This window comes from Streptomyces sp. NPDC091649, assembly GCF_044756785.1.
GTDB lineage: Bacteria > Actinomycetota > Actinomycetes > Streptomycetales > Streptomycetaceae > Streptomyces.
Map to the genome: position 1 here is coordinate 55,721 of NZ_JBIVTR010000026.1, position 24,295 is coordinate 80,015.

Annotated in this window: 26 protein-coding genes and 1 pseudogene; 9 read left to right on the forward strand and 18 right to left on the reverse strand. The window is 72.8% G+C overall.

What is annotated here, in order from left to right; genetic code table 11:
• The first annotated feature begins 121 nt into the window (after positions 1-121).
• Complete coding sequence (locus ACIQMU_RS30085; RefSeq protein WP_402690108.1) at positions 122-1,063, forward strand: ScbA/BarX family gamma-butyrolactone biosynthesis protein; 942 nt, start codon at positions 122-124, stop codon at positions 1,061-1,063.
• 69 nt (positions 1,064-1,132) lie between these two features.
• On the opposite strand, the gene ACIQMU_RS30090 is transcribed toward ACIQMU_RS30085, so the two are convergent.
• From ACIQMU_RS30090 to ACIQMU_RS30135, 10 genes are all read right to left on the reverse strand, one after another.
• Positions 1,133-1,879 (reverse strand): 4'-phosphopantetheinyl transferase family protein, encoded by a 747-nt coding sequence (locus ACIQMU_RS30090; protein ID WP_402690109.1) that lies wholly within the window; start codon positions 1,877-1,879, stop codon positions 1,133-1,135.
• 55 nt (positions 1,880-1,934) lie between these two features.
• Positions 1,935-2,177: a DUF6253 family protein gene (locus ACIQMU_RS30095; protein WP_352239755.1), complete on the reverse strand. Its 243-nt coding sequence runs from the start codon at positions 2,175-2,177 to the stop codon at positions 1,935-1,937.
• Complete coding sequence (locus ACIQMU_RS30100) at positions 2,174-3,019, reverse strand: maleate cis-trans isomerase (RefSeq protein WP_402690110.1); 846 nt, start codon at positions 3,017-3,019, stop codon at positions 2,174-2,176. The genes ACIQMU_RS30095 and ACIQMU_RS30100 overlap by 4 nt, the downstream gene beginning before the upstream one ends.
• Before the next feature lie 78 nt (positions 3,020-3,097).
• Complete coding sequence (locus tag ACIQMU_RS30105; protein ID WP_352239753.1) at positions 3,098-3,841, reverse strand: transglutaminase family protein; 744 nt, start codon at positions 3,839-3,841, stop codon at positions 3,098-3,100.
• Positions 3,842-3,854: 13 nt separating this feature from the next.
• Positions 3,855-4,985: an acyl-CoA dehydrogenase family protein gene (locus ACIQMU_RS30110; RefSeq protein WP_356732297.1), complete on the reverse strand. Its 1,131-nt coding sequence runs from the start codon at positions 4,983-4,985 to the stop codon at positions 3,855-3,857.
• Between the two features lie 75 nt (positions 4,986-5,060).
• Entirely contained in the window at positions 5,061-5,435 is a 375-nt protein-coding gene (locus ACIQMU_RS30115; RefSeq protein ID WP_352239751.1) for an ectoine synthase, read from the reverse strand.
• Positions 5,436-5,603: 168 nt separating this feature from the next.
• Positions 5,604-5,864 carry an acyl carrier protein gene (locus tag ACIQMU_RS30120; protein ID WP_352239750.1) on the reverse strand — a complete coding sequence of 87 codons (261 nt, stop codon included), beginning with the start codon at positions 5,862-5,864 and terminating at the stop codon, positions 5,604-5,606.
• Complete coding sequence (locus ACIQMU_RS30125; RefSeq protein ID WP_402690111.1) at positions 5,861-7,330, reverse strand: AMP-binding protein; 1,470 nt, start codon at positions 7,328-7,330, stop codon at positions 5,861-5,863. Before ACIQMU_RS30125 ends, ACIQMU_RS30120 begins: the two co-directional genes overlap by 4 nt.
• A 215-nt stretch (positions 7,331-7,545) precedes the next feature.
• Positions 7,546-7,989: a MarR family transcriptional regulator gene (locus ACIQMU_RS30130; protein ID WP_352239748.1), complete on the reverse strand. Its 444-nt coding sequence runs from the start codon at positions 7,987-7,989 to the stop codon at positions 7,546-7,548.
• Positions 7,990-8,105: 116 nt separating this feature from the next.
• The gene (locus ACIQMU_RS30135; protein ID WP_352239747.1) at positions 8,106-9,227 is read right to left on the reverse strand and encodes a transposase; all 1,122 of its coding nucleotides are present in this window, start codon (positions 9,225-9,227) and stop codon (positions 8,106-8,108) included.
• 111 nt (positions 9,228-9,338) lie between these two features.
• Here ACIQMU_RS30135 and ACIQMU_RS30140 point away from each other — a divergent pair, with 111 nt between their 5' ends.
• On the forward strand, positions 9,339-9,938 hold the full coding sequence (locus tag ACIQMU_RS30140) for a TetR family transcriptional regulator (RefSeq protein WP_352239746.1): 600 nt from the start codon (positions 9,339-9,341) through the stop codon (positions 9,936-9,938).
• Positions 9,939-9,972: 34 nt separating this feature from the next.
• Here the strand turns inward: ACIQMU_RS30140 and ACIQMU_RS30145 are convergent, their stop codons facing one another.
• The 3 genes from ACIQMU_RS30145 to ACIQMU_RS30155 form a co-directional block, all read right to left on the reverse strand.
• Positions 9,973-11,217, reverse strand: coding sequence for a serine hydrolase domain-containing protein (locus ACIQMU_RS30145; protein ID WP_402690112.1), 1,245 nt, complete (start codon positions 11,215-11,217; stop codon positions 9,973-9,975).
• A 63-nt stretch (positions 11,218-11,280) separates the two neighbouring features.
• On the reverse strand, positions 11,281-12,234 hold the full coding sequence (locus ACIQMU_RS30150; RefSeq protein ID WP_352239744.1) for an aldo/keto reductase: 954 nt from the start codon (positions 12,232-12,234) through the stop codon (positions 11,281-11,283).
• 174 nt (positions 12,235-12,408) lie between these two features.
• A complete protein-coding gene (locus ACIQMU_RS30155) occupies positions 12,409-12,951 on the reverse strand; it encodes a TetR/AcrR family transcriptional regulator (RefSeq protein WP_402690113.1) in 543 nt (180 codons plus the stop codon).
• A gap of 304 nt (positions 12,952-13,255) precedes the next feature.
• Here ACIQMU_RS30155 and ACIQMU_RS30160 point away from each other — a divergent pair, with 304 nt between their 5' ends.
• Positions 13,256-14,512, forward strand: a complete 1,257-nt coding sequence (locus ACIQMU_RS30160) for an MFS transporter (protein WP_402690114.1) — start codon at positions 13,256-13,258, stop codon at positions 14,510-14,512.
• A gap of 91 nt (positions 14,513-14,603) precedes the next feature.
• On the opposite strand, the gene ACIQMU_RS30165 is transcribed toward ACIQMU_RS30160, so the two are convergent.
• Positions 14,604-16,418 (reverse strand): serine/threonine-protein kinase, encoded by a 1,815-nt coding sequence (locus ACIQMU_RS30165; protein ID WP_402690115.1) that lies wholly within the window; start codon positions 16,416-16,418, stop codon positions 14,604-14,606.
• Between the two features lie 223 nt (positions 16,419-16,641).
• Here ACIQMU_RS30165 and ACIQMU_RS30170 point away from each other — a divergent pair, with 223 nt between their 5' ends.
• The 3 genes from ACIQMU_RS30170 (at position 16,642) to ACIQMU_RS30180 (ending at position 19,654) form a co-directional block, all read left to right on the forward strand.
• Entirely contained in the window at positions 16,642-18,021 is a 1,380-nt protein-coding gene (locus tag ACIQMU_RS30170) for an aspartate aminotransferase family protein (protein WP_402690116.1), read from the forward strand.
• 212 nt (positions 18,022-18,233) lie between these two features.
• Positions 18,234-18,944, forward strand: a complete 711-nt coding sequence (locus ACIQMU_RS30175; RefSeq protein ID WP_352239739.1) for a GntR family transcriptional regulator — start codon at positions 18,234-18,236, stop codon at positions 18,942-18,944.
• Positions 18,945-19,003: 59 nt separating this feature from the next.
• On the forward strand, positions 19,004-19,654 hold the full coding sequence (locus ACIQMU_RS30180; RefSeq protein ID WP_352239738.1) for a hypothetical protein: 651 nt from the start codon (positions 19,004-19,006) through the stop codon (positions 19,652-19,654).
• Positions 19,655-19,757: 103 nt separating this feature from the next.
• Here the strand turns inward: ACIQMU_RS30180 and ACIQMU_RS30185 are convergent, their stop codons facing one another.
• Entirely contained in the window at positions 19,758-20,579 is an 822-nt protein-coding gene (locus ACIQMU_RS30185) for an SLATT domain-containing protein (RefSeq protein WP_352239737.1), read from the reverse strand.
• 367 nt (positions 20,580-20,946) lie between these two features.
• Between ACIQMU_RS30185 and ACIQMU_RS30190 the strand changes: the two genes are divergently transcribed.
• The 3 genes from ACIQMU_RS30190 to ACIQMU_RS30200 all read left to right on the forward strand — a co-directional run bounded on the left by ACIQMU_RS30190 (position 20,947) and on the right by ACIQMU_RS30200 (position 22,725).
• On the forward strand, positions 20,947-21,291 hold the full coding sequence (locus ACIQMU_RS30190; protein ID WP_352239828.1) for a YbaB/EbfC family nucleoid-associated protein: 345 nt from the start codon (positions 20,947-20,949) through the stop codon (positions 21,289-21,291).
• 91 nt (positions 21,292-21,382) lie between these two features.
• Positions 21,383-21,982 (forward strand): recombination mediator RecR, encoded by a 600-nt coding sequence (gene recR / locus ACIQMU_RS30195; protein ID WP_352239736.1) that lies wholly within the window; start codon positions 21,383-21,385, stop codon positions 21,980-21,982.
• Between the two features lie 83 nt (positions 21,983-22,065).
• Complete coding sequence (locus tag ACIQMU_RS30200; protein ID WP_352239735.1) at positions 22,066-22,725, forward strand: DUF5063 domain-containing protein; 660 nt, start codon at positions 22,066-22,068, stop codon at positions 22,723-22,725.
• 32 nt (positions 22,726-22,757) lie between these two features.
• Here the strand turns inward: ACIQMU_RS30200 and ACIQMU_RS30205 are convergent, their stop codons facing one another.
• The 3 genes and pseudogenes from ACIQMU_RS30205 to ACIQMU_RS30215 all read right to left on the reverse strand — a co-directional run.
• A complete protein-coding gene (locus tag ACIQMU_RS30205; protein ID WP_352239734.1) occupies positions 22,758-23,600 on the reverse strand; it encodes an NAD(P)H-binding protein in 843 nt (280 codons plus the stop codon).
• A gap of 346 nt (positions 23,601-23,946) precedes the next feature.
• A complete protein-coding gene (locus tag ACIQMU_RS30210) occupies positions 23,947-24,156 on the reverse strand; it encodes a DUF397 domain-containing protein (protein WP_402690117.1) in 210 nt (69 codons plus the stop codon).
• Positions 24,153-24,295, reverse strand: a pseudogene (locus ACIQMU_RS30215) (transcriptional regulator); the annotation flags it as partial. The pseudogene ACIQMU_RS30215 and the gene ACIQMU_RS30210, both read right to left, overlap by 4 nt.

The window sequence follows — 24,295 nt, forward strand, 5'->3', positions numbered from 1 at the left end:
GAACGCACCCTCTTGACTTGGCAAAACAGAAGGATCATTATTTTTGAGTCGGGCACAAGGAGTGTGTCTCGGGCAGCTCTGCGTAGTCGTTCGCGATAACAACCGATCTTGGGGGGCCAAGTTGTCTGTTTCTGTCCTGAGCCGTGAGTCGCAGCCGGTCCAGCAGTGGCAGGTGCACCAGTGGCAGGTGCACAAGCTTCGGGGTGAGGAAGTTCTGCTCAAGGCGTGGTCCGAGCCCTCCCCGGGGCGTTATGTGCTCTCGGGGCACTGGCCCCAGGGGCATGACTTCTACCGCCCCTCGCAGGGTGCGTACGACCCGTTACTGCTCGCCGAGAGCGTGCGCCAGACGGTGCCGCTGCTGTCCCACGCCGTGCACGCCGTTCCGCGGGAGTACAAGCAGGCGTGGGAACACTTCAGATTCTCGGTCGATCCCCTGGCGTCGCTGGTGACCACCGTCGAGGAGCCGGTGTCCCTGGTGGTGACCTGCACGGACGTGGTCCGCCGCGGCGCCAGGTTCGCCGGCATGACGATGGACATCGAGGTCTGTCTGGGGGAGCGGCTGATGGGCGCCGCGCAGACCCGCTTCAACAACCAGCCCGCGGCCATATACCGGCGGCTGCGCGGGAGTTACGCGGACGTCGAGGCCGCCCTCGCGAACTGCCTCCCGGTGGGGCCGCCCGTGGACCCGCACCGGGTGGACCGGCGCTCCCCCGACGACGTGGTGCTCTCGCCGTATCCGGGCGGCCGGCCCGGCCGGTGGATGCTGCGCGTGGACCCCGCGCACCCGGTGCTGTTCGACCACGCCGTCGATCACGTGCCCGGGATGCTCCTCCTCGAAGCCGCCCGGCAGGCGGCGCACGCCGTCGGCGACGGGGCCCGGGCGGTCACCGGCATGGAGACGGACTTCATCCGCTACGTCGAGCTGGACGCCCCCGCCGTCGTCGTGGCCGGCGATCCGGTCCCCGACGGCGCGGGCCGCGACCGCGTGCACGTGTCGGTCGAGCAGCACGGCGTGCGGGTCTTCACCTCCGAGGTGACCATCGAGCCCGCGAGCGGCCTGTAGCGGCGGCACGCGGAGCGGCGGGCGGCCCGTACACCCCTCGGGGGGACGTACGGGCCGCCCGCCGGCGGGTCAGGCGCGCACCGGCTCCGGCATCGGCTCCGGAAGCTCCTCGTGCACCGTGACCGCGACGTGGACCGAGGCCGGGACCGCGAAACTGGCCTCGTACCCGGGTGGCGCGAGCAGCTGGCGCACCCGCCAGCCGAGCGGCTGGCCGGTGAGGTCCAGCCGGTTCATGACGGCGGCCATGCCCTGTCCCGTCGCCTTGGCCATGGCCTCCTTGCGGGTCCACAGCCGGGCGAAGTCCCGGACGAGTTCGTCGTCCGGACGGCCGCCCAGCCACTGCTGTTCCCGCGGGTGGAGGAACGGCAGGTAGCCGGCGACGGATTCCGGGGTCGGCCAGGACTCGATGTCGATGCCGATGGTGGCTTCGGCGACGGCGATGGCGACGTGGTCCCCGCTGTGGGACATCGAGAACTCCAGCGTTTCGCCGCCCGGATCCGGATCGCGGATGGCGGGCCTTCCGTGTGCCCCGCCGCAGCCGGGACACGGCTGCCGCAGGAAGCCGACGCTCCGGGGTGAACAGTCCAGCGACGATCCGAGAACGCTCCGCAGCGCCCAGTGGGCGAAGACGTAAGCCTCCCGGCCGGCCGGCTGCGGGATCGCGGCCAGCCGGGTGCGCTCCTTCTCGTCGAGCCAGTCGGGCGGGGCCGCCGCGGTGACGGGGGGCTGCCCGGCCGGAGCCCTGACGATCCAGATGCCGACCGGATCGAGGACCTCACCCGGAGGTGCGTCGGACCACTTGAGGTCGTGTGTCATGTCGATACGGCTCCTGATGCGGCGGGGACCCGGCCGGCCCCCGCCACGGTTCGGATCAGGCGGTTGCTGCGAGCAGCGGCCACGGGCCGGTCGTGGCGTACTGCTCGATGTCCTCGGAGGCGAGATAGCGCCGGAATCCCGGTACCTGCTCCGCCGGGCGCAGCGCCCCGCGGTACAGCACCATGCCGCGCACACCGGACCCGTTGTCGTGCCAGCACACGAGCGGAAGGTGGTACTCCGGCGTGTCGCAGGTCTCCTGCACGGCGGCCTGGTAGCCGTACGCCGGCAGCATGCTCATCGGGCCGCTCCCGCTCCCGCTCCCGCCGCCGCCGGCACGCCCCGGTCCCCGGGGCGGACGCCGAACAGGGCTCCGTAGTGGGCGATCCGCCCGGCCGCCTCGCTTCCGCCGGCCAGGTGCAGCGCGTGCCAGAAGAGCACCTGGTTCGCGGTGAGCACGGGAAACCCGAGCCGCTCCTCCAGGCCCGCGATGGTGCCCACGGCGCGAATGCCGTTGCCGGCGACCAGCACCGCCTGCGGCCGCTGCGGGGCGACGGTGGACTCGATCCACTGCACCAGCGCCTCCGGAGTGATCAGTTTCTGGTTGCTGGGGAGGCCGCAGGGGGCGTGATGGACGACGTCGAAGCCGCGCTGGTCGAAGTACGAGGAGCCCAGGGCCGACAGCTCGTCGTCGAACCACGGCGGGTTGACGAGTGCGATCCGCTCGGCGCCCAGGGCGGTGAAGCCGGCCGCGGCCGCGTGGGTCGTGCCCGTGAGCGGGATGCCGCGGGTCCGCTCGGCGAGCCGCTCGAACAGCTTCTGCTCACCGTCGGCGCCCAGGACGTAGGCGGAGCTGGTGAACCCCAGGGCTATGGAGTCCAGCGGGGAGGCGGCGAGCAGCTCGACGGCGTCGTCGATGAAGGGCGGGTCGATGAAGGCGCGCACCGGATCGTGCGGGATCTTGGGGTCCATCTCCCCGCCGGGGCGCATCGCCCCGAAGTGGACCCGTGAGCCGTGGATGTAGACGTCGCGAGGTGCCATCGCCTGGAGTTCGGACTCGGGCCCGACGTCCGCGTGCGGAACGACGACGCCGACGCGGGCCAGCGCGGCCCAGCCGTCCTCGCGGGCCTGGAACTGCGTCATGGGGTGCTTCTCCTCTTCTGTCGTTCTGTGGTCTTCTGCCGTTCTTCTGCCGTGCGGTCGCGGATACGGCGCCGCGGCTCAGACCGCTTCGTCGGCGAGCGAACCGCCGCTGACGGTGCCGGTGCCGTCCTCGTCCAGGAACTTCGGGTGCTTGCGGCGCATGTTGCCCATCACGAACTCGTACGGGACGTCGTCGAAGTCGCCGTGGTCGGTGAGGAACTCCATGCTCTGCCGGCCCTGCGCGTCGAAGGGGTGGTAGAGGCTGTCGGAGCGGCCGTCGAACTCCAGCGGGGTCATGCCGTACAGCCGGCACAGGAGCTTGTTGAAGACCGGGGTCACCTGTAGCCAGCGGCCTTCGAGGTACACGGTGGCCAGGCCGTGGAAGAAGACGTCACCGCCGATGTACGAACGCAGCCGGTCGGACGCGAGGTGGTTGCGGACATCGCTGTAGTGCAGCCGGGCGGGGATGCCGACCGCTCGGCAACAGGCGGCGTAGAGCACGGACTTGTGCAGGCAGAAGCCCTTGCCGCCGGCGATGACGCTGGATGCCCGCAGCCCCTCCCGGGACAGGTCGGCGCCGTAGACCTCGTAGTGGATGCCGTCGCGCACCGCGTAGTAGAGGGCGACGGCGAGGTCGACCTGGCTCGCGGCGTCGCGGTCGATCCCGTCCAGGGCCTTGTCCACGAAGGCAGCGACGCGCTCGTGCTCGTAGTCGAGGAAGTCGGTGGCCGCCGTGAGCGGGGCGTGGTCGTCGAGGACCGGCCGCGCGGTCGTGGCGCCGGACGTGGCGGCGGCGGGGGTGTCGGTCAGGGTGTCGGTCATGGGTTGCCTCTCGTCACAGGCCCATCAGGGCGGCGATGCAGTTGCGCTGGATCTCGTTGGTGCCGGAGTAGATGGAGCCGGCGGCGGCGTTGCGCAGCTCGCGCTCGATGCCCGTGCTGGTCAGGTAGCCGCGGGCGCCGAAGATCTGGATCGCGTCCTGGGCGGTGCGCTGGTTGGCCTCGCTGACCACGATCTTGGTGGCGGCCACGTCCAGCGAGGCGTCCTTGCCCTGTTCGACCTTGCGGCCGGTGTCGTACAGCCACTTGCGGGCCGTCTCGACGGCGATCTTCATGTCCGTGATCTTGTGGGAGACCGCCTGGTTCTTGCCGATGGCACTGCCGAACTGCTGCCGGGTGGTGGCGTGTTCGACCACCCGCTTCAGCCGGTGGGTCATCTCGCCGAGATTGACCGAGAAGGAGAAGAGGACCTCCCGCTTCATCACGTAATCCATGATCAGGAAGCCGGCGCCCTCGCTGCCCAGCCGGTTGCCGACGGGCAGCCGGACGTCCTCCAGGGTGACCTCGCTGATCGGGGAGGTGCGCAGCCCCATCGTCTCCAGCGGCTCGCCGATGGTCAGGCCCGGTGTGCCGCGCTCGGCGAGGAAGGTGCTCAGCCCGAAGGCGCCCGGCTTGCCCGTACGGACGTAGAGCAGGAAGAGGTCGGCGACCGGGGCGTTGGTGATGAACATCTTGCCGCCGTTGAGCACGTACTCGTCGCCCTCGCGGACGGCCGTGGTCCGGATGTTCATCACGTCCGAGCCGTGGCCCGGCTCGGTGATCGCGTGCGCGGTGATGGCCTGCCCGGAGGTGACCTGCGGCAGGTAGCGCCCGCGCAGGTCCTCGGAGCCGAACGCCTGGAGCGGGATGCCGACGCTGACGATCTGCGTGGACGCCGAGAAGTTGAGGCCGGCGTCCCGGCTGGTGTGGCCGAGGCCCTCCAGCGCCGCCATGGTCTCGGTGAGCGTCCGGCCGGCGCCGCCGTACTCCGGTGCGAAGGGAAGGGTGAAGAGCCCGGACCGCTGCAGCGGCTTCCACTTCTCGTGCGGGAACTCGGCGGCGCGGTCCCAGCGGGTGACGTCGTCGTTGAGCTCGTCGCCGTAGGGCGCTGTGATGCCGTACGTGTCTGTGGCCTGGTCTGCTGCCATGCGTGTTCTGCCTTGCCTTTCGCTGGGCGCTGGGCGCCGGGTGCGGGGCTGTGGCCCCGCACCCGGCCTGGCGGATCAGTAGCGGGAGTAGCCGTCCTCGGAGAGCGAGTGCTTCTCGTCGCCACGCAGCGCCGGGCTGAAGACGGACACGAGGAGGAGGTCCTCGTCGTCGGAGGCGATCAGGTGGTGGGCGTCGTTCTTGTCCAGGGCGTAGATGGTCCCCGTCATGATCTTGTGGCGGACGCCTTCTCTGGTGACGACCTCGCCCGAGCCGCCGATGCAGTAACAAGCCTCCAGGTGGCCGAGGTACTGCAGCGCGCTGGAGGTGCCCTGCCGGACCAGCGTCTCGCAGACGGTGAAGCCCATGCCGTCGGCTTCGGTGAGCAGGCGGTGGCTGGTGCCGCTGCCCCACTCGACCGCGGGGACGTCGGAAAGAGAACGGACGATCATGGGAGTACTCCTGTCATCGTTGTTTTCTGGACGTGTTGCCGGCCCGCGGCGTGTGGGGGCGTGGGGTGCGCGGGTGTGCGTGGCATGCGCGGGAGTGCCTGGGGTGCGCGGGTGTGCCTGGCGTGCGCGGGTGTGCGTGTGGGGCGCGCGGGGAGGGAGCCGCCTGTGTCAGACCGCGGCCGGAGCGGCCTGGCTGACGAAGCTGCGGATGTCCGCGAGCGTGCGGTAGGCGGCCGGCTCCAGCGGGATGTCGTCGACCGGGATGCCGTAGGTCTCGGATATCCAGGAGATGAGGCGGACCAGGCCGAGGCTGTTGACGACGGTGCTCTCGATGAGGTCGAAGTCGTCGGTCAGCTCCTCGGCGTCCTCACCGGACAGGAAGTCCTGGACGATGTAGTCGCGGATCGGGTCGTGGTTTCCGGCGTTCATGAAGCGACTCCGTTCAGTTGGGTGTTCTTGATCGAATTACGGTCCGGTTTGCCGGTCGGGGTCTTCGGCAGGGGGATGCAGGCGAGCCCGACCGAGCTGGGCACGGCGTGCCGGGGCAGGTGCTTCGCGGCGTACGTCCGCAGGCCCAGCGAGCTCAGGGAGGCGCCGTCCCGGCGCACCACTTCGGCGTGCAGCCGGGTGCCGGCCTCGGGGCAGGGCAGCGCGACCACGGCGGCCTCGACGACGTCCGGATGGGCTCCGAGGACGGTCTCGACCTCCAGCGTGTTGGTCCGCACGCCGCGCACCTTGACCTGGAAGTCGGTACGCCCCTGGAGGAAGTAGCGGCCCTCCGCGTCACGGTGGACGAGGTCGCCGGTGCGGTAGAACATCGCGCCGCCGCCGCGCGGGTCCGGCATGAAGGTCTGCGCGTTGCGGGCCTCCTCCAGATAGCCGCAGGTCTGGAAGGGGGTGTGTACGAGCAGCTCGCCGGTGCCGGGCCCCTGGAGGACCTCGGTGCCGTCGGCCCCCTCGACCAGCAGCACGGCGTCGGTGCCCTCGATCGGGGCGCCGATGGGCAGCGGGTGCGTGTACGCGCCCGGATCGATGTCGTGGATGAAGCTGTCGTTGGTCTCCGTACAGCCGAAGACGTTGTGGAAGCGGGCGGCCGGGCAGGCGGCGAAGGCGTCCCGCAGTTCCTGCTCGGAGACGGCCTCCCCGGTGAACACGACCGTACGGACCGCCGGGTAGCGGGCGCCGCCCGCGGCCAGGAGCCGGTGCAGCAGCGGCACGCCCTGGACCAGCGTCACCTCGTTGCTCTGGGCGAGGCCGCGCAGATAGCCGGCGTTTCCGCTGGCCCCGGCGTCGGCCAGCACGACGGTCCCGCCGGCGTGCAGCACCGTCCAGACGTCGAGCAGCGCCAGGTCGAAGTTGAGCGGCGAGAAGCTCAGGGACCGGGTGCCGCCGTCGAGCCCGAACTTCTCGGTGGCCCAGTCGCCGAAGCGGTCGAAGGCGTCGATGCGGACCGGCACGAGCTTGGGGACGCCGGTGGACCCGGAGGTGGTGAGGGTCAGCAGCGACTCCTCGGGGGCGGGGACGCTGAAGCCGTCCGCCAGTGCGGGATCGGACTCCTCCCGCGTCAGCGTCACGCCGCCGCCGGGGACCGCGGTGGCCGACAGCGGGCCGTGGGCCTGGGCGATGAGCGTGGACAGGGCGGCGGCGCCCAGACCGGGCGACGGGACCAGGGTGTTGATCCCCTGACGCCATGCCGCGAGCAGCAGCGCGATGGTCTCCGGAGACTTGTGGGCCGGGACGCACAGCGAGCGTACGGAGCCGAAGCCGGCGCCGTCGAGTTCCGCGGCGGCTCGGCGGGTCAGCCGGTCGAGGTCCGCGTAGGTGACGCGTTGACCGGCGGTGACGAGAGCGGTGCTGTCGGGCTGTTCCTGTATGTGCCGGCTGATTGCCCGCAACAGGCGAGGCGAAGGCAACGGTCCCCCCTCGGTGGATTGGCGGTCTTGGCTACGAGAGAGAACTTACGGGCTTTTGTTTGCATGGTCAAGCAAGTAAATTCGAGGAGTGAGGTGATCCAGGTCACTTCCCCCTCTCCGGTGGGGGAGCCCGAACATGCAAAAGACGACGGAAGGCCGGGTCGCCCCGGGCCTCTCCGCCGTCCGTCGTGAACGTGTCAGGCAGCGCTGCGCAGCGCCTGTACCGCGCGGGCCAGCTGATCGTCGGCGCTCGCGGTGTTGAGGGCCGAGCTGAGGACGTCGGCGTAGGTGGCGCGGGCGTCCTGGTAGTGCTTGCGGCCTTCTTCGGTGATGACGGCGAAGACGCCGCGCTTGTCGTCGGCGCAGTTGTCCTTGTAGGCGTAGCCGGCGCTGTCCAGCCGCCCCACCAGGCGTGTCACCGAGCTCTGGCCCAGACCGATGTGGTCGGCGAGCTCCTGCATGCGGCATTCGCCGTTCTCGGACTGGGTGAGGGCCTCCAGGGCCCGGTACTCGGACAGGCCGACGCCGTAGCGGCGCTGGAGGGTGTGCGCGAGCTGGCGCTCCACGAAGGCGTGCAGGCCGAGGACGGCTTCCCACATGGTCTGATCGGAGGCGGCGCGTGGCTGCTGGTGGATCGTCATGGAACGGCTCCCCTTCTCGACTGCGATGAACAACAAGATACATGCCCATGCAATCATCTGGGGAGAGTTGGAGCCGACGAAGGGAGGCTCTGTCTGATATATGTTTGTAGGGACAATCAATTATTCAGGGCGCCCTCCAGGGTTGCGCAGGCGTAGGCGGCCGAGACGAGCGTCATGTGCCGGTGCCAGCCGGGGAAGGAGCGGCCCTCGAAGTCGAGGAGGCCGAAATCCTCGCCCATGCGTTCGATCGCGGACTGCGCCCCCTGGGGCGAACGGGCCAGTTCCAGCAGTTCGGCCGGGTGGCGGTCGGTGATGTTCGTCAGCCAGATGCGGCCCGGGCGGCCGCTGCTCGCGTCCCACTCCGCCATCAGCCGGCCCGCGCCGTGGCCGTGCTCGCCGTCCGCGTGCGGTCCGCGCACCGGTGTGTCGTACGAGACGACCTGCCGGCCGGGCCCCGCCGGGTGCCGCACGCCCCGGCGCAGCAGCAGGCCGCGGGCCGACTCCCGTTCGCCCGCCGGCAGTTCGGGTCCGGAGAGTGCGGTCTGGCCCGGGATGGCGAGGAGGAAGGCGTGCCCGCCTCCCTGGAGCCGCCGCGCCAGCGGCGCGACGTCGCACAGGGCTGTCAGGTCGGCCACCACCGGCGCCGTCCGCCCGTCCGACCGCGACATCATCTCCTCGGCCAGGTCCAGGGCGTGGGCCCACAGTGGCTGGTTCCGCGTCGTCGCGGGGATCTTCGCCCGGTCGCGCACCGTCTCGTCGTGGGTGAACCGAGGGGGCAGGAAGAGCCGCCAGTCGACCGGGACGTGCGTCTGCCCGGCGTCCAGGAACAGGCCGAGCCCGAGCTGGCAGTTGACGGTACGCCCGGTCTCCGGCAGGAAGCGCTGGTGCACGCCGGCCGAGCAGCTGCCGCGCTTGGGCAGCACCGCGGGCGCCAGTGTCCAGGCCCGCACCGGCAGCGACCGGGCGGCCCAGCGGGCCAGCTCGCCGCGCGCCGGGGCCCATTCCCACGGGCTGGCGTTGACGAACTGGTGCAGCGACGCGGACGCCGCCTCCGAACCGGTCACGACCGCCGCCATCCGGCGCACGGTCTTCTTCCCGTGCGTCCGCAGCAGCCCCTGGAGGTACACGTGCCCCCAGCGCTTCTGGTCGGAGCGGTGTAAATGACCGAACAGCTGCCTGGGCAGATCGCCCAGCGGTCGGCCCGTCGCCATGCCGGGCATCTCGTGCGTCGTCGTCACTTCAGGTCCCTCCCAGGTGAGCGTCGCTGAGCAGACTAACAAACATAGAGAATGTTCGTTATATTTCTTGCGGAGAGCACGACTACTTACCGAGGTCCAAGGAGAAGGCGCATGCAGGAACGGGCGGCCAGGACGCGCCAGGCTGTGTTGGAAGCGGCCGCCGACGAGTTCGCCGAGCGCGGCTACGAAGGCGCTTCGCTCCAGCAGGTGGTCGGCCGGGCGGCGACCTCGATCGGGGCTCTGACCTTCCACTTCCGGACCAAGACGGCACTGGCCGAGGAGGTGCGCAGGACCGGGCGCGCGCGCTTCGGGCGCTGCCTGGCAGACCTCGGGGCCACCGCCGACCCGCTACGGGAGCTGCGCACCCTGATCGGCGCGCTGGCCCGGATGGCGCACGAGGACCCCTTCGTGCGGGCCGTGCGACGGCTGGAGGCCGACCACCCCGAGGGCGTACCGCTGCTGGCCGAGACGTGGCTGCCCGCGCTCCGCGGTGTGCTCGACCGGGCCCACGGCGCACAGCGGCTCCGGCCCGGCGTGTCCGCGGAGGCCGCCCTCGCCCTGCTGGCGCACCTCGTGGAGGGGGCCATGGCGGCCGGCGGCACGGTCCGGGACCCGGTCCGGGACGCGGTCTGGGACGTCGTCCTCCACGGCCTCGCCGTCGGCCCGGCGGGCCGGGCGGGACCGGTCGAACGCGGGGCGGAACCCCTTTGACGCGGGTTCCGGCCCGGTCCCTTCGGCCGCGCGCTCAGACGGTCCGCAGCGCCCCGGCCACCGCACCCGCCACCTCGTCCAGGACCCGTGCGCCCGGGGCCGCCGTCAGCCGGCTGCGGACCCAGGCGGCACCGGTCCTGGCCTGCGGCCAGGACTGGTAGGAGACCCCGCCGGGCCCCTGGTGGCCGAACGCGCCGGAGCGGACGTCCGGGTGGAGCCCGTCGTCGAGGAGCTGGAGGCCGCCCTCTCCGTACGCGCTGACGCCGCCGAGCAGCGGGTCCAGGCCCTCGATCCAGAAGTTCCGCGCCTGGTCGAGCGTGCGGCGCGACAGCAGCAGCGGCTCCTCGCCCGGGGCCCGTACCGCGTCGGCGGCCAGAATTCCCTGGAGCCGGGCGAGACCGCGGGCCGACGCGTACACCCCCAGCGAGGGGACGACCGCGTAGCGCCGCCGGCTCTCGCTCCACACTCCCGCGTCCGCCGGGAACGGGCTCGGGTTGTTCCACACCCTCCCGAAGAGGTCGGCGCCGCTGTCGCCCGGCCCGCCCTCCAGCGCCGGGAAACGGGCACGGAAGTCCGCGTCGTAGGAGATCCGGGCGGCGTGCGGCAGCTGGTCGGGTACGAGACCGAAATGGACGTCGAGGCCCAGCGGTCCCGCGATCTCCTCCAGGAAGAACAGGTCGAGATCGCGGCCGTCGACCCGGCGGATCACCTCGGCGGCGATCCACCCGGCGGTCCACGGCCCGTGCAGCACGCCGCCGGCCCGGGGGTCGTCCTCCAGGCTGTGCAGTTCCAGCAGCGCGGCCATCATGTGCGGATCCTCGACGTCCCGCTGGCCGAGGTCGGCCGCCATGCCCGGGAGGCGGGCGGTGAACGTCAGGACGTCCCGCAGCGTCACCGCGCCCTTGCCGCGCATCGCGAACTCCGGCCAGTAGTCCGCGACGGGCCGGTCCAGCGCGAGCGCGCCCATGTCGGCGAGGAGGAGGACCGCCGTGGCCAGGACACCGTGGGAGCCGGTCAGCACGGGCGCCAGGGTGTCGCCGGTCCACGGGGCCCCGGTGACCGGGTCGGCGGTGCCCTGCCACAGGTCCACGACCACTTCGCCGTCCCGTACGACCGACAGCGCGGCTCCCTGGGAACCGGGCGGGCCCGCGTCCTGGCAGGCTCTTTCGAAGTAGTGGCGCACCGAGGCGAACCCGGGTGCGGTGGTTCCGTGGACACCGGCCGCCGCCGTCCGAGGCCGCGGCCGCGAGAGGACCTGCCGTACCAGAGAGGTCGTCATGTCAAGAACTCCAGAGAGGTGGAGAGTCGGGGACAGGGGTGTGCGGAGTGAGCCGGGCGCGGCTCACACCTCGGGCGCGCCCGCCGGATAGGGGAGGAACTCCAGGTCGGTCACGTCCTGGTCGGTCAGGTGGAGCCGGTCGCCGCCGAGGTTCTCCGCGAGGTGGTCCGGCGCCCTCGTGCCGGGCAGCGGCACCACGTGCTCGCCGAGCCGGAGCAGCCACGCCAGGGCGACCTGCGCGGGTGTGGCCCCGTGCCGGGAGGCCACCTGGGCGACGGCCTGGGTGAGCGCGTAGTTGTGGCGGATGGCGCGCGGGGCGAAGCGGGGCTGGGTGCGCCGCCAGTCGTGCAGGGGCAGGTCGTCGGCCCGGGTCAGCGCACCGGTCAGCAGTCCGCGGCCGAGCGGGGCGCCGGCCAGCAGCGCGATCCGGCGCTCCACCGCGTACGGCACGACGTCGTCGAGGCCGCAGCGCGTGAACAGCGACACCTCGGCGGCCATCGCCGCCGCCTCGTGCACGGCTTCGGCGGCGCGGGCCTCCTGCACGGTGACGACGGGCAGCCCCAGCATGCGGATCTTCCCCGCCCAGACCTGCTCGGCCAGCGCCCCCCAGCTCTCCTCCAGCGGTACGCCGGGATCGACGCCGCGCAGCAGGTAGAGGTCGATGTGGTCCACGTGCAGCCGGCGCAGGCTCGCGTCGACCGCGTCGCGCAGCGCCTGCGGGGCGCCCGCCGGGCGCAGCGCGCCGTCCGTGTCGCCGAGGAGGCCGCCGCCGGTGCACAGCACCACTTCGTCCCGGCGCCCGCGGATGGCCTCGCCGATCATCCGCTCGTTGTCCCCGGCCGCGTAGGCGCCGGCCGTCTCCAGGAGGTTGACCCCGACGTCCACCGCCTCCCGGACCAGCGATACCGCCTTGCTCCTGTCTCTCAGGGCCGGGGCGTAGCGGTAGGAAAGACCCATCGCACCCAGTCCCAGCCGGCCGACGACCGGCCCGTCCCTGCCCAGCGTTGTGGTCCGCATCCTGCGAGAACTCCCTTTTCCATGGAGGAAAGCGACCCCCTCATGGCACCAGAGCGGGACGCCGGAGCACAGCAACCCGCTCCTACTTGCCGACCTCGGACGACTTTGGGATGTCCGCCGCGCACCGCGCGCCGGGGAGTCCGGCGCCTTCGTGGAGGCCGGCGGCGCACCGCCTCAGGGCGCGGTGATCCGGGCGATCGCCTCAGCCGTCAGGGCCCGTTCGTGGGGCTCGGTCTCCAGGGCGCGGTGGATGGACAGGCCCTCGATGAGCGCGTCGAGCTGGCGGGCGGTGTCCGGGTCGAAGTGCCACTCCAGGGCGCGGCGGCTCCGGCTCATCCATGCGCGGGTCAGCTCGCGGTAGGCCGGCCGGCGTGCGGCGAGGGTGTAGAGCTCGTGGGTGAGGATCAGCTCGCGCTGGTTGCCGCCGGAGAGGTGGTGGACGAGGTCGGCGACGGCCTCGCGCGCCTCGTCGGGGGTGCCCGCCTGGCCGAGGCGGTCCTCGAAGACGGCGACGACGGTGCCGGAGAACCGGGTGAACGCCTCGTGCAGCAGCTCGTCCATGCCGGAGAAGTGATACGTCATCGAGCCGAGCGGCACGCCCGCGCGGGCGGCGACCTTGCGGTGCGAGACGCCCGCGACGCCCTCGTCCACGATGAGGTCCAGCGCCGCGTCGATGATGCGGTCCCGCCGCTCGGGGTCGGTGCGCCCTGTCGCCACGCGGCGCCTCCTCGGTCGGCTCGTTCCTCGTCGCAGCATAGGGCGCGGGGCCGGGCGCGGAGGCCGGCCCCCGAGGGGCGCGCGGAGGCCGGCCGCCAGGGGTGCGCGCGGAGCCCGGCGGCGGGAGGCGCGCGGGAGCGCGGCCTCCAGGGGGTGCGCGCGGAGCCCGGTCACCGAGAGCTGCACGGAGTCCGGCCCAGGGAGTGTACGTCCGTACGCTTCGGGCGTACGCTCGTACACTCCTGTCCGCCGGGATCGCGCCCCCGGGCCCCTCCCGCCCTCCCGTCTGCCGAGGCCCCGCCGCATGAAGAATCCACCGGTCATGGACGCCGCCACGCGCCGCCGGCGCGCCGCGCTCTTCCTCTTCATGCTCGCCATCGGGGTGAGCATGGCGTCCTGGGTGGCCAGGACCCCGGCCGTCCGGGACGCGCTGGAGGTGTCCACCGGATCGATGGGCCTCGTGCTGTTCGGTCTCTCCGTCGGGTCGATGGCGGGGGTGCTGCTCTCCGGCGGGCTGGTCCGCAGGCACGGCGGACGGGTGGTGATCGCCGTCGGGGCGGGCCTGCTCGTGGCCGGGCTGCTGGTGGTCGCCGGGGGCGCGGCCCTGGAGGCGGCGGCGGGGGTGTTCGGCGGACTCGCGCTGTTCGGGGCCGGGCTGGGCCTGGCCGAGGTGGCGTTCAACATCGAGGGGGCGGACGTCGAGCGGACCCTGGGCCGCCCGGTGCTGCCGGTGCTGCACGGCTGCTTCAGCCTGGGCACCGTGGTCGGCGCACTGCTGGGGATGGGGCTGACGGCGGTGCGGTTCCCGGTCGGCTGGCACCTGGCGGCGGTGGCCGTCGCCGTCGCGGCGGCCGGGATGTGGACCGTGCGGGCGGTCCCGGGCGGTACGGGCCGCCAGGAAGCGGGCCCCGGCGCGGGGGTGCGCACGGGCGGCGTGCGGGCGCAGGTGGCCGTCTGGCGGGACCGGCGGCTGGTGTTCATCGGCCTGATCGTGCTGGCGATGGCCTTCGCGGAGGGCTCCGCCAACGACTGGCTGCCGCTGCTGATGGTGGACGGCCACGGGACGAGTGCGACGGCCGGTTCGCTGACGTTCATGCTGTTCGCCGTCGCGATGACGACGGGCCGGTTCGCGGGCGGGCCGCTCCTGGTGCGCTACGGCCCGGCGGCCGTGGTCCGGGCCAGCGCGCTGGTGGCGGCGGCCGGAGTGGCGCTGGTGGTCTTCTCCTCCAGCGCGCTGGTCGCCGGTGCGGCGGTCGTGCTGTGGGGGCTGGGGGCCTCCCTGGGCTTCCCGGTCACCATCTCGGCGGCGGGGGAGGGGGTGCGGGACGCTTCGGCGCGGGTCGCGGCGGTCTCGACGGCGGGCTATGCGGCGTTCCTGGTCGGGCCGCCCTCGCTGGGCTTCCTGGCCGACCGGGTGGGACTGCGGAACGCGATGGTGGTGGTGCTCGTGCTGCTGGGCGGCGCGGCACTGATCACCCGGGCGCTGCGGACGCCGCCCCCCGAGGTCCTCGCGGGGCCGTCCGGCGCGCCGGTCCCCGGAGCCGCGAAGCAGCTCCCGTAGCCCGGGTGCACGCACCCCCGGCGCCCGTCACGCCGGCGCCGACGCACGGGGCTCGTGGGGCGCGCGGGGGCGGGGGCGGGGGCGCGGGCTCTCAGCCCGACCTGGTGTAGATCAGGCTCTCGCCCGTCCCGGCGGCGGAACGGCGCAGGGTCCCGTCCGGGAGCAGGGTCAGTTCGGTGGGGTTCCCGGGCGAGCAGGAGGAGGCCGGGCGGCCCGAGGACACGGTGGAGGGGCCGATGCGGACCGGGCCGTCCCCGCCGGGGCGGCCGGAGAGCGGGGCGGTGAACTCGCAGTGGTACGTGGAGCCGGAGGCGAGCGGGCCTTCGGCGGTGAGGGTGAGGACCTGGTCGCCCACGTCGCCCTGCCGGATGGTCAGGGTCCGTGAGGAGGAGCCCTGCGCGCCGGGTATGGAGCCCGTCCAGGTCCCCAGGAAGTCCTTCGGCACGGCTCCCTCCCCGCCCTCCTGCCCGGCGCGGGCCTCGGCGGAGCCCGAGGGGCCGGGGGAGGCCGTCTTCTTCGTGGTGTCGCCGTTCATGAACGCGTACACCGATCCCCCCGCCCCCAACGCCACGGCCACCGCGACGGCGACGAGCGCGACGGTGGCCCCGAGGGAGCGGCCTTCCCGGGCGGGCGGGGGCGGCGCGGGCGCGAAGTGACCCGGGAGGAAGGGCTGTGCGGCGGTGGGGCCGGGTGCGGGGCGCGGTGCGGTGGGGCCGCCGTAGGGGGAGTGGTGCCGCGCGTGCGGGTGGGGCTCCGGCGGTATGGGGGCCGCGGGCCGCACCGGGGCGGCCGGCCCCGCCGGGCTCTTTGGCGGCGCCTGGCTCTCCCGGACGGCCCGCGGGTGGTGCGGGCGGCGGAGGGCTTCCGGTCCGTGCGGGCCCTCCCGGCCGCCCGGGTCCTCCGGGCCGTGGAGGCCCTCGGGTCCACGGCCTGGAGGATCCGCGTGGAGGCCCTCGGGTCCACGCGGGTCCTCAGGGTCCTCGGCGTCCAGCAACCCGACCGCGTGGCGGCCGAGTTGGGCGATGAGAGTGGCGGGGAGCCAGGGGTCGTCGCTCTCCGCCTCGCCCAGCCGGGCCAAGATGTCCCCGGTGCCGGGGCGGGCCCCCGGGTCCTTCGCCAGGCAGTCCCGGACGACGCCGGCCAGCTCCTCCGGTACGCCGGTCAGGTCCGGGGCCTCCTGGGCGATCCGGAACATCAGGGCATGGACCCCGCCGCTCTCCGTCGTACCGAACGGCAGCCGGCCCGTCGCGGCGTACGCGAGGACGGACCCGAGGCAGAACACGTCGCACGCGGTGGTCACGCGCTCGCCGCGCACCTGCTCCGGGGCCATGAAGCCGGGGGAGCCGACCAGGGCCCCGGTGCGGGTGAGATCGCCGTCGGGCACGGACTCCAGGGCCCGCGCGATCCCGAAGTCGATGACCCGGGGGCCGTCGATGGTCATCAGGACGTTGGAGGGCTTCAGGTCGCGGTGGATGAGCCCGGCCCCGTGGATGTGCTGGAGGGCGTGGGCCAGACCGGACCCCAGGAACCGTACGGAACGCGACGGCAGCGGCCCGTACGCTCCCGAGGCCGCGACCGGGGCGCCGGGGCGGCCCGAGACGATGCGCTGGAGGGAGGGCCCGGCGACGTACCCGGTGGCGACCCAGGGGACGGCGGCCTCGGTGTCGGAGTCCAGGACCGGTGCGGTCCACGTCCCGCCGACCCGGTGCGCGGCACGGACCTCCTGGCGGAAGCGGGCGCGGAACTCGGGCTGCTCGGCGAGCTCGCGGCGGACGAGCTTGAGGGCGACGGTGCGGCCCCGGCCGGAACGGGCGAGGAAGACCTGGCCCATGCCGCCCTCGCCGAGGCGGCCGAGGAGGCGGTAGGCACCGATGCGGTGCGGGTCGTCGGACCCGAGCTCGTCCATGCTGTCCTTCCTCCCCCGTGCGGCCCGCACGAGGATAGCGCCGCGACCCGGCGCCGCCCCCGCCTCCCTGTCCAGGACACGACATCCTGCACCCTGGTTCCCCCCTCCAGCCCGTCCGGCGCTTGAGGACCGGGCCCCGGACCCGACACCCTGCCGATCCATCCGCCCCAGGCCGTACAAGGTGGCCATGGAGGCGGCCCCCACCAGCGCCTACGCTCGCCGCATGACCCCTCATGCCCCTGCCCCGTACGCCGACCCCGCGGCCGGTGCGGCCGTGAAGGCCGCGGACCGCGCGCACGTGTTCCACTCCTGGTCCGCCCAGGGCCTCATCGACCCGCTCGCCGTCGCCGGCGCCGAGGGGTCCTTCTTCTGGGACTACGACGGCAACCGCTACCTGGACTTCACCAGCGGGCTCGTCTACACCAACATCGGCTACCAGCACCCCACCGTGATCGCCGCGATCCAGGAGCAGGCGGGCAGACTCGCCACCTTCGCTCCCGCCTTCGCGATCGAGGCGCGCTCCGAGGCCGCACGCCTCATCGCCGAGCGCACCCCCGGCGACCTGGACAAGATCTTCTTCACCAACGGCGGGGCCGAGGCCGTCGAGAACGCCGTCCGCATGGCCCGGCTGCACACCGGCCGGCCGAAGGCGCTCTCCGCCTACCGCTCGTACCACGGCGGCACCTCCACCGCGATCAACCTCACCGGCGACCCGCGCCGCTGGGCCTCCGACAGCGGCTCGGCGGGCGTCGTCCGCTTCTGGGCCCCCTTCCTCTACCGCTCCCCGTTCCACGCGGCGAACGAGGCCGAGGAGTGCGCCCGCGCCCTCCAGCACCTGGAGGACACCCTCGCCTTCGAGGGCCCGGCCACCGTCGCCGCGATCATCCTGGAGACCATCCCGGGCACGGCGGGCATCATGACCCCGCCGCCGGGCTATCTGGCGGGCGTCCGCGAGATCTGCGACCGGTACGGGATCGTCTTCGTCCTCGACGAGGTGATGGCCGGATTCGGCCGCACCGGGGCCTGGTTCGCCGCCGACCACTTCGACGTCGTGCCGGACCTGCTGACCTTCGCCAAGGGCGTCAACTCCGGTTACGTACCGCTGGGCGGCGTCGCCATCAACGCCGAGATCGCCGCGACCTTCGAGACCCGCCCCTACCCCGGCGGCCTCACCTACTCCGGGCACCCGCTGGCCTGCGCCGCCGCCGTCGCCACCATCGGCGTGATGGAGGACGAGAAGGTCGTGGAGCACGCGGCCCGGATCGGCGAGAAGGTCCTCGGCCCCGGTCTGCGCGAACTGGCCGAACGCCACCCCTCGGTCGGGGAGGTCCGGGGCCTGGGCGCGTTCTGGGCGCTGGAACTGGTCCGCGACCGGGAGACCCGCGAGCCCCTCGTCCCGTACAACGCCACGGGTGAGGACAACGCCCCGATGGCCGCCTTCGGCGCGGCGGCGAAGAAGCAGGGACTCTGGCCGTTCATCAACATGAACCGGACCCACGCCGTCCCCGCCTGCAACGTCTCCGAGGCCGAGGCCGAGCAAGGGCTCGCCGCCCTGGACGTCGCCCTCTCCGTGGCCGACGCGTACACGGCGGAGGGCGCGTAGCGGCCCGTTCCCGGCCACCCGGCGCACCGGTTCCGTGCACCCGGGGGCCGGACGCCCCGATTCCGTACGCGGCCGACCCCGTACGCATCCCCGCCGTGCCCGGAATCGGGCACGGCGGCGGCCCTGCTTTAAGGTGACCCGAGCCAGAGGTGACCCCCCGCCGGAAACGGCCGGCGACGGGGGCGGACGGGGATGGACGGATGGGGGCCGGTATGAGTCCGAGCGGAGGTGTGACGCGCAACACCCTGCGCCAGCAGATCGCCGACGCGCTGCGTGACGAGGTGCTCGCCGGGCGTCTTCCGCCGGGCCGGGAGTTCACCGTCAAGCAGATCGCCGAGCAGTACGGGGTCTCCGCGACGCCCGTGCGCGAGGCGCTCTTCGACCTCTCCGCACAGGGGCTCCTCGCCTCCGACCAGCACCGCGGCTTCCAGGTGCGCGAGTTCACCGTCGCCGACTACCGCGCGATGGCGGAGGCCCGGGCCCTCGTCGTCGAGGGCCTCTTCCGGAACCCCGCCGAGCGGGTCGCCGTCCGCCCCGAGGGGCTCGCCTCGATCCGCAGACGGGCCGCCGAGGCGGTCCGCGCGGCGAAGGGCGGCGACCTCGACGTCCTGATCGGGTACGACCTGCGGTTCTGGCGGGAGCTGGGGCAGTTCGTCCTCAACCCCTACGTCGCCGACTTCCTCACCCGGCTCCGCGTCCAGGCATGGGTGTTCGCCGTCCACCGGCTGCGCCGCGAGGGCATGGACGAGAACGTGCTGTGGTTCGGCCACGAGGAACTGGTCGAGGCCATCGGCCGGGGCGACCACGAGCAGGTCCACGCAGCCATGCACTCCTACTACGCGCACGCGCTCGCCTGGGCGGACCGGCTGGAGGCGCAGGAGGGCGGGCCCGGGCGGGCGGAGGCCCCGGGGCACTGTGCGTGAGGTGCGCCCCGCATTACGCTGTCCCGACGATCGCCCGAACCGTTGGAGAGCGAGACTTCGTGGCCTGTGACCTGTGGCTGGTCCCCCTCGTCGACGTGCTGTGCCACAGCGCCGACAATCCGTTCGCCGAAGAGATCGCCGTCTACGACAAGGCGCTGAACGACGCCGGGCTGCCGCCCGTCCCCGTCTACGCCTACATGCCCGGCCTCAACGGAGAAGTCGCCCCCGTGGCCGGCTTCGACTACGACGCCCTGCACTTCCTGCGCCGCGCCTACCTGCTCCAGCTCAGCGGTCTCGCGGTCACCCCCGTCGCCGGTCTCGACGGCGACTACGAGCAACTCCTGGAGATGTTCGAACAGGGCGCGCAGCAGTCGCACCTGGTCTGGCACTACGACCACGCCGGGGCGTACGTCCCGGTGGACTTCCCGGCCCCGCTCTCCGACGACGCGCTCCTGGCGGGCGGCGGTCCGCTGGGCTCCGCGCACGGGCTGCTGCGGGAGCTGGAGTTCGTCGCCCCGTCCATCGGCATCGACCCGGCCAACCCGCCGGCCGCCCCGCAGCCGCCCTCGGGCCCCACCGCCCTGGAGGAGCCGGCGGACCCGATGCCCTACGACGACAGCCCGTTCGCCCGGGAGCGCCACGTCTGGCTGGGCCTCCACGCGGCGGCGACCCGCAGTCTGGCCCAGGGCTCGATGATCGTCTTCAGCTGAGGGTCGTCCGGCGATTGAGGGCCGGGGGTTCGGGGGCGGCGCCCCTGTCGCGCCACCCCGCACCCCCGGCACCCACCGCGGCCCCTCGCCGCCCTCGCGGAACTCATCGGGGCGGCGACTCCGGCGGCCGCTGCCGCGGCATGTTCGGCCGCGCCGCCACCGAGGGCATGGAGAACCGCCCCGGGGCCGTCCCCGACTCGCCGCGCCCGCCGGCGCTGCCCGTCGCCAGGGCCTGCGTGCCCATCGGCGCCGGCCCGGCCCGGAACTCCACCATCCAGTCGGCCGTCTCCGACCGCACCAGTTCGGTGATGTCCTCGGAGAACCTCCGCAGCACCCCCAGGCACCGCTCGGCCGCCTCGCTGGCCGTTCCCTCGGTCGGCCCGAGCGTCTCCCGTACGCACTCCGAGGCCCAGTCGTACTGGAGTACCTGGAGCCGCCGCTGCACGGCCTGGGCCGTGGCGAGATTCCTTATCCAGCCGGAGGTGAGGCCGAAGTACCGGTCGCAGGCCATGCAGGCGGCCCCCAGCAGCAGGGACAGATAGCCCCAGCCCGCCGAACCGCTCAGGACGCCGGTCAGGTCGAGCAGCGGCAGGGCGGCTCCGGCGACGACTCCGGCGGCGGTGCCCATCCGCAGGGTCCTGGCGGCCCGGCGCTTCCAGACCCGGTCGGTGAGATACCAGTCGGCGGTGTCCAGGGCGCCGGTCTCGACCCAGCGGTACAGCTCGTCGAGCCGTTCGGCCGGCTCGCCCCAGTCGCCGAGCGGGAACGGGCGCCCGGTCAGATCACGCCCCTCGGCGCGGCCCCGGGCACCGCCTCTGGACCCGGTCGCGGAACCGGAAGCGGAATGCTCAGCTCCGTGTTCACCGGATCCCGCGTCGGACTCCTTGCGGGGCGGCCCCTCGGGCTGCATCTCCGGCTGACTCACCGGGGCACTCCTCTGCACTCTGACGGACGGGACGGACGCGTAGGGCTTCCCGGAGCCGGACCCGACCGGCCCGGAGGGAGCGGGGCGGCCGCGCGACCGACGACCCCCCGCGGGGTAACTGTGCGTTACCGCACACGCACGCTCGCGTGCCGATGCGCATGCCCTTCCTACCGCCGAATGGTGGGCCGTGGGGTCGAAATCGCGGGATTCCCGCCTGGGCGGGGCCGCTGGTCAGGTATAGGAGCAATCACGCCGGTTCCGAAATCTCACCCGAAAGAGTTGGTCCCCGGCGGGTGGAGCGCGGTGACCGGGGAGCACGTAGGCTCGGCGTACCGAAACATTCGTCGTCGAAATGCCAGGAGTGACCGTGATTCCCGGTGGTGGCCAGCCCGATATGCAGCAGCTGCTCCAGCAGGCCCAGAAGATGCAGCAGGATCTCGCCGCGGCCCAGGAGGAACTGGCCAGGACCGAGGTCGAGGGACAGGCGGGCGGTGGTCTCGTGAAGGCCACCGTGACCGGTTCCGGCGAGCTCCGTGCCCTGGTGATCGATCCGAAGGCGGTGGACCCGGAGGACACCGAGACGCTCGCCGACCTCGTCGTCGCGGCCGTCCAGGCGGCCAACGAGAACGCGCAGACCCTCCAGCAGGAGAAGCTCGGCCCGCTGGCACAGGGCCTGGGCGGCGGAAGCGGCATGCCCGGCCTGCCGTTCTGACCGGAGCGGCCGACAGCGGGCCCGCGGGGCCTACTGGTGCCGACCCGTACCGGCTACGGTACGAAGACAGGAAGCAAGGAAAGGCGTTCCGTTGTACGAAGGCGTGGTTCAGGACCTCATCGACGAACTGGGCAGGCTGCCCGGCGTCGGTCCCAAGAGCGCGCAGCGGATCGCCTTCCACATCCTCCAGGCCGAGCCGACGGACGTGCGCCGGCTCGCGCACTCCCTGCTGGAGGTCAAGGACAAGGTCCGGTTCTGCGCCGTCTGCGGCAATGTCGCGCAGGAGGAGCAGTGCGGGATCTGCCGGGACGCGCGCCGCGACCGCAGCGTCATCTGTGTGGTCGAGGAGCCCAAGGACGTCGTGGCGATCGAGCGGACGCGCGAGTTCCGGGGCCGCTACCACGTCCTGGGCGGGGCGATCAGCCCGATCGAGGGCGTCGGCCCGGACGACCTGCGCATCCGTGAGCTGCTGGCGCGGCTCGCGGACGGCTCCATCACGGAGCTGATCCTCGCGACCGACCCCAATCTGGAGGGCGAGGCCACCGCGACGTACCTGGCGCGGATGGTCAAGCCGATGGGTCTCAGGGTGACGCGGCTGGCCAGCGGCCTGCCGGTCGGCGGCGATCTGGAGTACGCCGACGAGGTCACCCTGGGCCGCGCCTTCGAGGGGAGGCGGCTGCTGGATGTCTGACGCCACCGCCGTACACCCCCGGCCCTCACACGTACGGCCCTCTGCTTCACCGTCTGTGACCGCGCCCACGGGAGGTCCCCTCGATGTCTGACGCCACGCTGAACTCCGTCACGCAGGACCCGGGCGACTTCGCCGTCCAGATCGCGGACCAGATCAAGACGTTCATCGTCGCGGTCACCGAGGTGTCCAAGGTCGACGAGCCGGAGAAGGCCGTCCCGGTGCTCCTCCTCCAGGTCTCGCAGCTCCTGCTCGCGGGCGGCCGCCTCGGCGCGTACGAGGACGTCCTGCCCGACGAGCGGTACGAACCGGATCTCGGCCCCGAGCCGGACGCGGACGGCCTGCGCGAGCGCTTCGCGGCACTGCTGGAGCCGATCGACGTCTACTCCGAGGTCTTCGACCCGTACGAGCCCCGCAAGGCCCCGGTCCCGCACCGCATCTCCGACGACCTGGCCGACCTCCTCACCGACCTCGGCCACGGCCTCGCGCACTACGACGCCGGGCGCACCGCCGAGGCGCTGTGGTGGTGGCAGTTCTCGTACTTCTCCAACTGGGGCTCCACCGCCTCCGCGACCCTCCGCGCCCTCCAGTCCCTGGTCGCCCACATCCGCCTCGGTCAGCCCCTGGAGGAGCTGGACGGCCTGGACACCGACCAGGACCCGGGCGAGGAGGACCTCGCCGAGGAGGCGGGCCGCGTGATGCTCCAGGAGATCGCGGCGCCGCTGGGCCTGCGCCCGGTGAAGTAGCCACCCGCTGTCCCACCGGAACGCGCGGGCGGTCACCGGAACGCGTCGGCGTTCTCCTCGGCCCAGCGGCGGTAGGAGCGGGCGGGCGAGCCGGTGACCCGGGCAACGGTGTCGTGCACGGCCAGCAGCGCTTCGTTGACGTCGCCGCCCATCAGGTCGAGGACGCTGTCCGCGACCTCGGCCCCCATCATCTCGGCCATCGGCGGGTACGCCTCCTCCCGCGTGACCCCGACGCAGGCCACCTCCCGGCCCAGCACCCGCCCCAGCTCACCGGCCTGCCGCCGCGGGCTGATCCGCTGCGGCCCGGTGAGCGGGTACGTCCGCCCCCGGTGACCCGGCCCGGTCAGTGCCGCACGGGCCACCGAGGCGATGTCGGCGGGGTGGACGGTCGGCAGCCCGACGTCCGCGTACGGCACGCGCACCACGGACTCGTCGCGCACGGACCGCGCCCACCAGAGGGTGTTGGAGGCGAACTGCGTCGGCCGCAGGACGGTCCACTCCATCCCGCTCTCCCGCAGCCGGCGTTCGACGGCGAGATTCGCCCGCGCCGGGCCGAGGTGCGGATGGGTCATGACGGTGATGGAGGAGACCAGCACCACGTGCTCCACCCCCGCGCCCCGGGCGGCGTCGAGCACTCCGGCGTCGTCGCCGACGCCCGGGATCAGGAACAGTGAACGCACCCCGCCCAGCGCGGACTTCAGCGACTCGACCCTTCCCAGGTCGCCTTCCGCGACCTCGACCCCGTCGGGCGCCGCGGCCCCGGCCCGCGCCGCGTCCCGGCTCAGCGCCCGGACGCCGGCTCCGTACCCGTCCATGTGCAACTGCCGTATCAGCTCGCTGCCGACCCTCCCGGTCGCACCGGTCACCAAAATCATCGCTGGGCGCTCCTCTGTCCGGTCACTGCCTGTTCGACGAGGGGAACGCTAGGACCTCAACCGTCCTTGACATCAAGTTGGTTGGGTAGGACCGTCGGCACTTGACCTCAATCGCGCTCGAGAGGTGGGGCTCCCGGTGAACGGCCGACACGGCCGCCCACCCCGAGGCGGTCCCCGGCGCCCCGGCCTCCTTCTTGGCGAAGGACGACGGGGTCTGGCGTATCGCGGCGGCGCAGAACACCCAGGTTCTCGACGTCGACACCCTGACGGCCGGCTGAACGGGACCCGGTGCACGCATGGCGAAGCCCCACCGCGCGGGCACGGTGGGGCTGTTGCTCGGGTGGGCTCAGGCGGCGCCGAAATCTCCGGCTCGGACGCCCGTGACGAACGCGGTGAACGCGGTGGCGGGGATGTCGAGGACCGGGCCGCTGACGTTCTTGGAGTCGCGGACGGGGACGATGCCGTGCGGGGCGGCGAGGTTGGTGGCGACCTCGACGCACGCGCCGCCGTTGCCGCTGTACGAGGACGTGAACCAACGGGGGTGTTCGGTCGTCACAGGATGCCCTTTCGTAACTTTTTGATCATGGCTACGGAAGCCGCTTGCGACAGTGCCTCTGCCTGTAGTTGATGGTAGGCCGTCAACAGGGGGAGGACGAGTGCGTTGTTGCGTTGCAGGTACACGTGCTGGGCGGACT

Bases quoted from the DNA above. Each gene is read 5' to 3' on its own strand.
- ACIQMU_RS30090 (WP_402690109.1), bottom strand. From the start codon at position 1,879: ATGACACACGACCTCAAGTGGTCCGACGCACCTCCGGGTGAGGTCCTC.
- ACIQMU_RS30095 (WP_352239755.1), bottom strand. From the start codon at position 2,177: ATGAGCATGCTGCCGGCGTACGGCTACCAGGCCGCCGTGCAGGAGACC.
- ACIQMU_RS30100 (WP_402690110.1), bottom strand. From the start codon at position 3,019: ATGACGCAGTTCCAGGCCCGCGAGGACGGCTGGGCCGCGCTGGCCCGC.
- ACIQMU_RS30105 (WP_352239753.1), bottom strand. From the start codon at position 3,841: ATGACCGACACCCTGACCGACACCCCCGCCGCCGCCACGTCCGGCGCC.
- ACIQMU_RS30110 (WP_356732297.1), bottom strand. From the start codon at position 4,985: ATGGCAGCAGACCAGGCCACAGACACGTACGGCATCACAGCGCCCTAC.
- ACIQMU_RS30115 (WP_352239751.1), bottom strand. From the start codon at position 5,435: ATGATCGTCCGTTCTCTTTCCGACGTCCCCGCGGTCGAGTGGGGCAGC.
- ACIQMU_RS30120 (WP_352239750.1), bottom strand. From the start codon at position 5,864: ATGAACGCCGGAAACCACGACCCGATCCGCGACTACATCGTCCAGGAC.
- ACIQMU_RS30130 (WP_352239748.1), bottom strand. From the start codon at position 7,989: ATGACGATCCACCAGCAGCCACGCGCCGCCTCCGATCAGACCATGTGG.
- ACIQMU_RS30140 (WP_352239746.1), top strand. From the start codon at position 9,339: ATGCAGGAACGGGCGGCCAGGACGCGCCAGGCTGTGTTGGAAGCGGCC.
- ACIQMU_RS30145 (WP_402690112.1), bottom strand. From the start codon at position 11,217: ATGACGACCTCTCTGGTACGGCAGGTCCTCTCGCGGCCGCGGCCTCGG.
- ACIQMU_RS30150 (WP_352239744.1), bottom strand. From the start codon at position 12,234: ATGCGGACCACAACGCTGGGCAGGGACGGGCCGGTCGTCGGCCGGCTG.
- ACIQMU_RS30160 (WP_402690114.1), top strand. From the start codon at position 13,256: ATGAAGAATCCACCGGTCATGGACGCCGCCACGCGCCGCCGGCGCGCC.
- ACIQMU_RS30165 (WP_402690115.1), bottom strand. From the start codon at position 16,418: ATGGACGAGCTCGGGTCCGACGACCCGCACCGCATCGGTGCCTACCGC.
- ACIQMU_RS30170 (WP_402690116.1), top strand. From the start codon at position 16,642: ATGACCCCTCATGCCCCTGCCCCGTACGCCGACCCCGCGGCCGGTGCG.
- ACIQMU_RS30175 (WP_352239739.1), top strand. From the start codon at position 18,234: ATGAGTCCGAGCGGAGGTGTGACGCGCAACACCCTGCGCCAGCAGATC.
- ACIQMU_RS30200 (WP_352239735.1), top strand. From the start codon at position 22,066: ATGTCTGACGCCACGCTGAACTCCGTCACGCAGGACCCGGGCGACTTC.
- ACIQMU_RS30205 (WP_352239734.1), bottom strand. From the start codon at position 23,600: ATGATTTTGGTGACCGGTGCGACCGGGAGGGTCGGCAGCGAGCTGATA.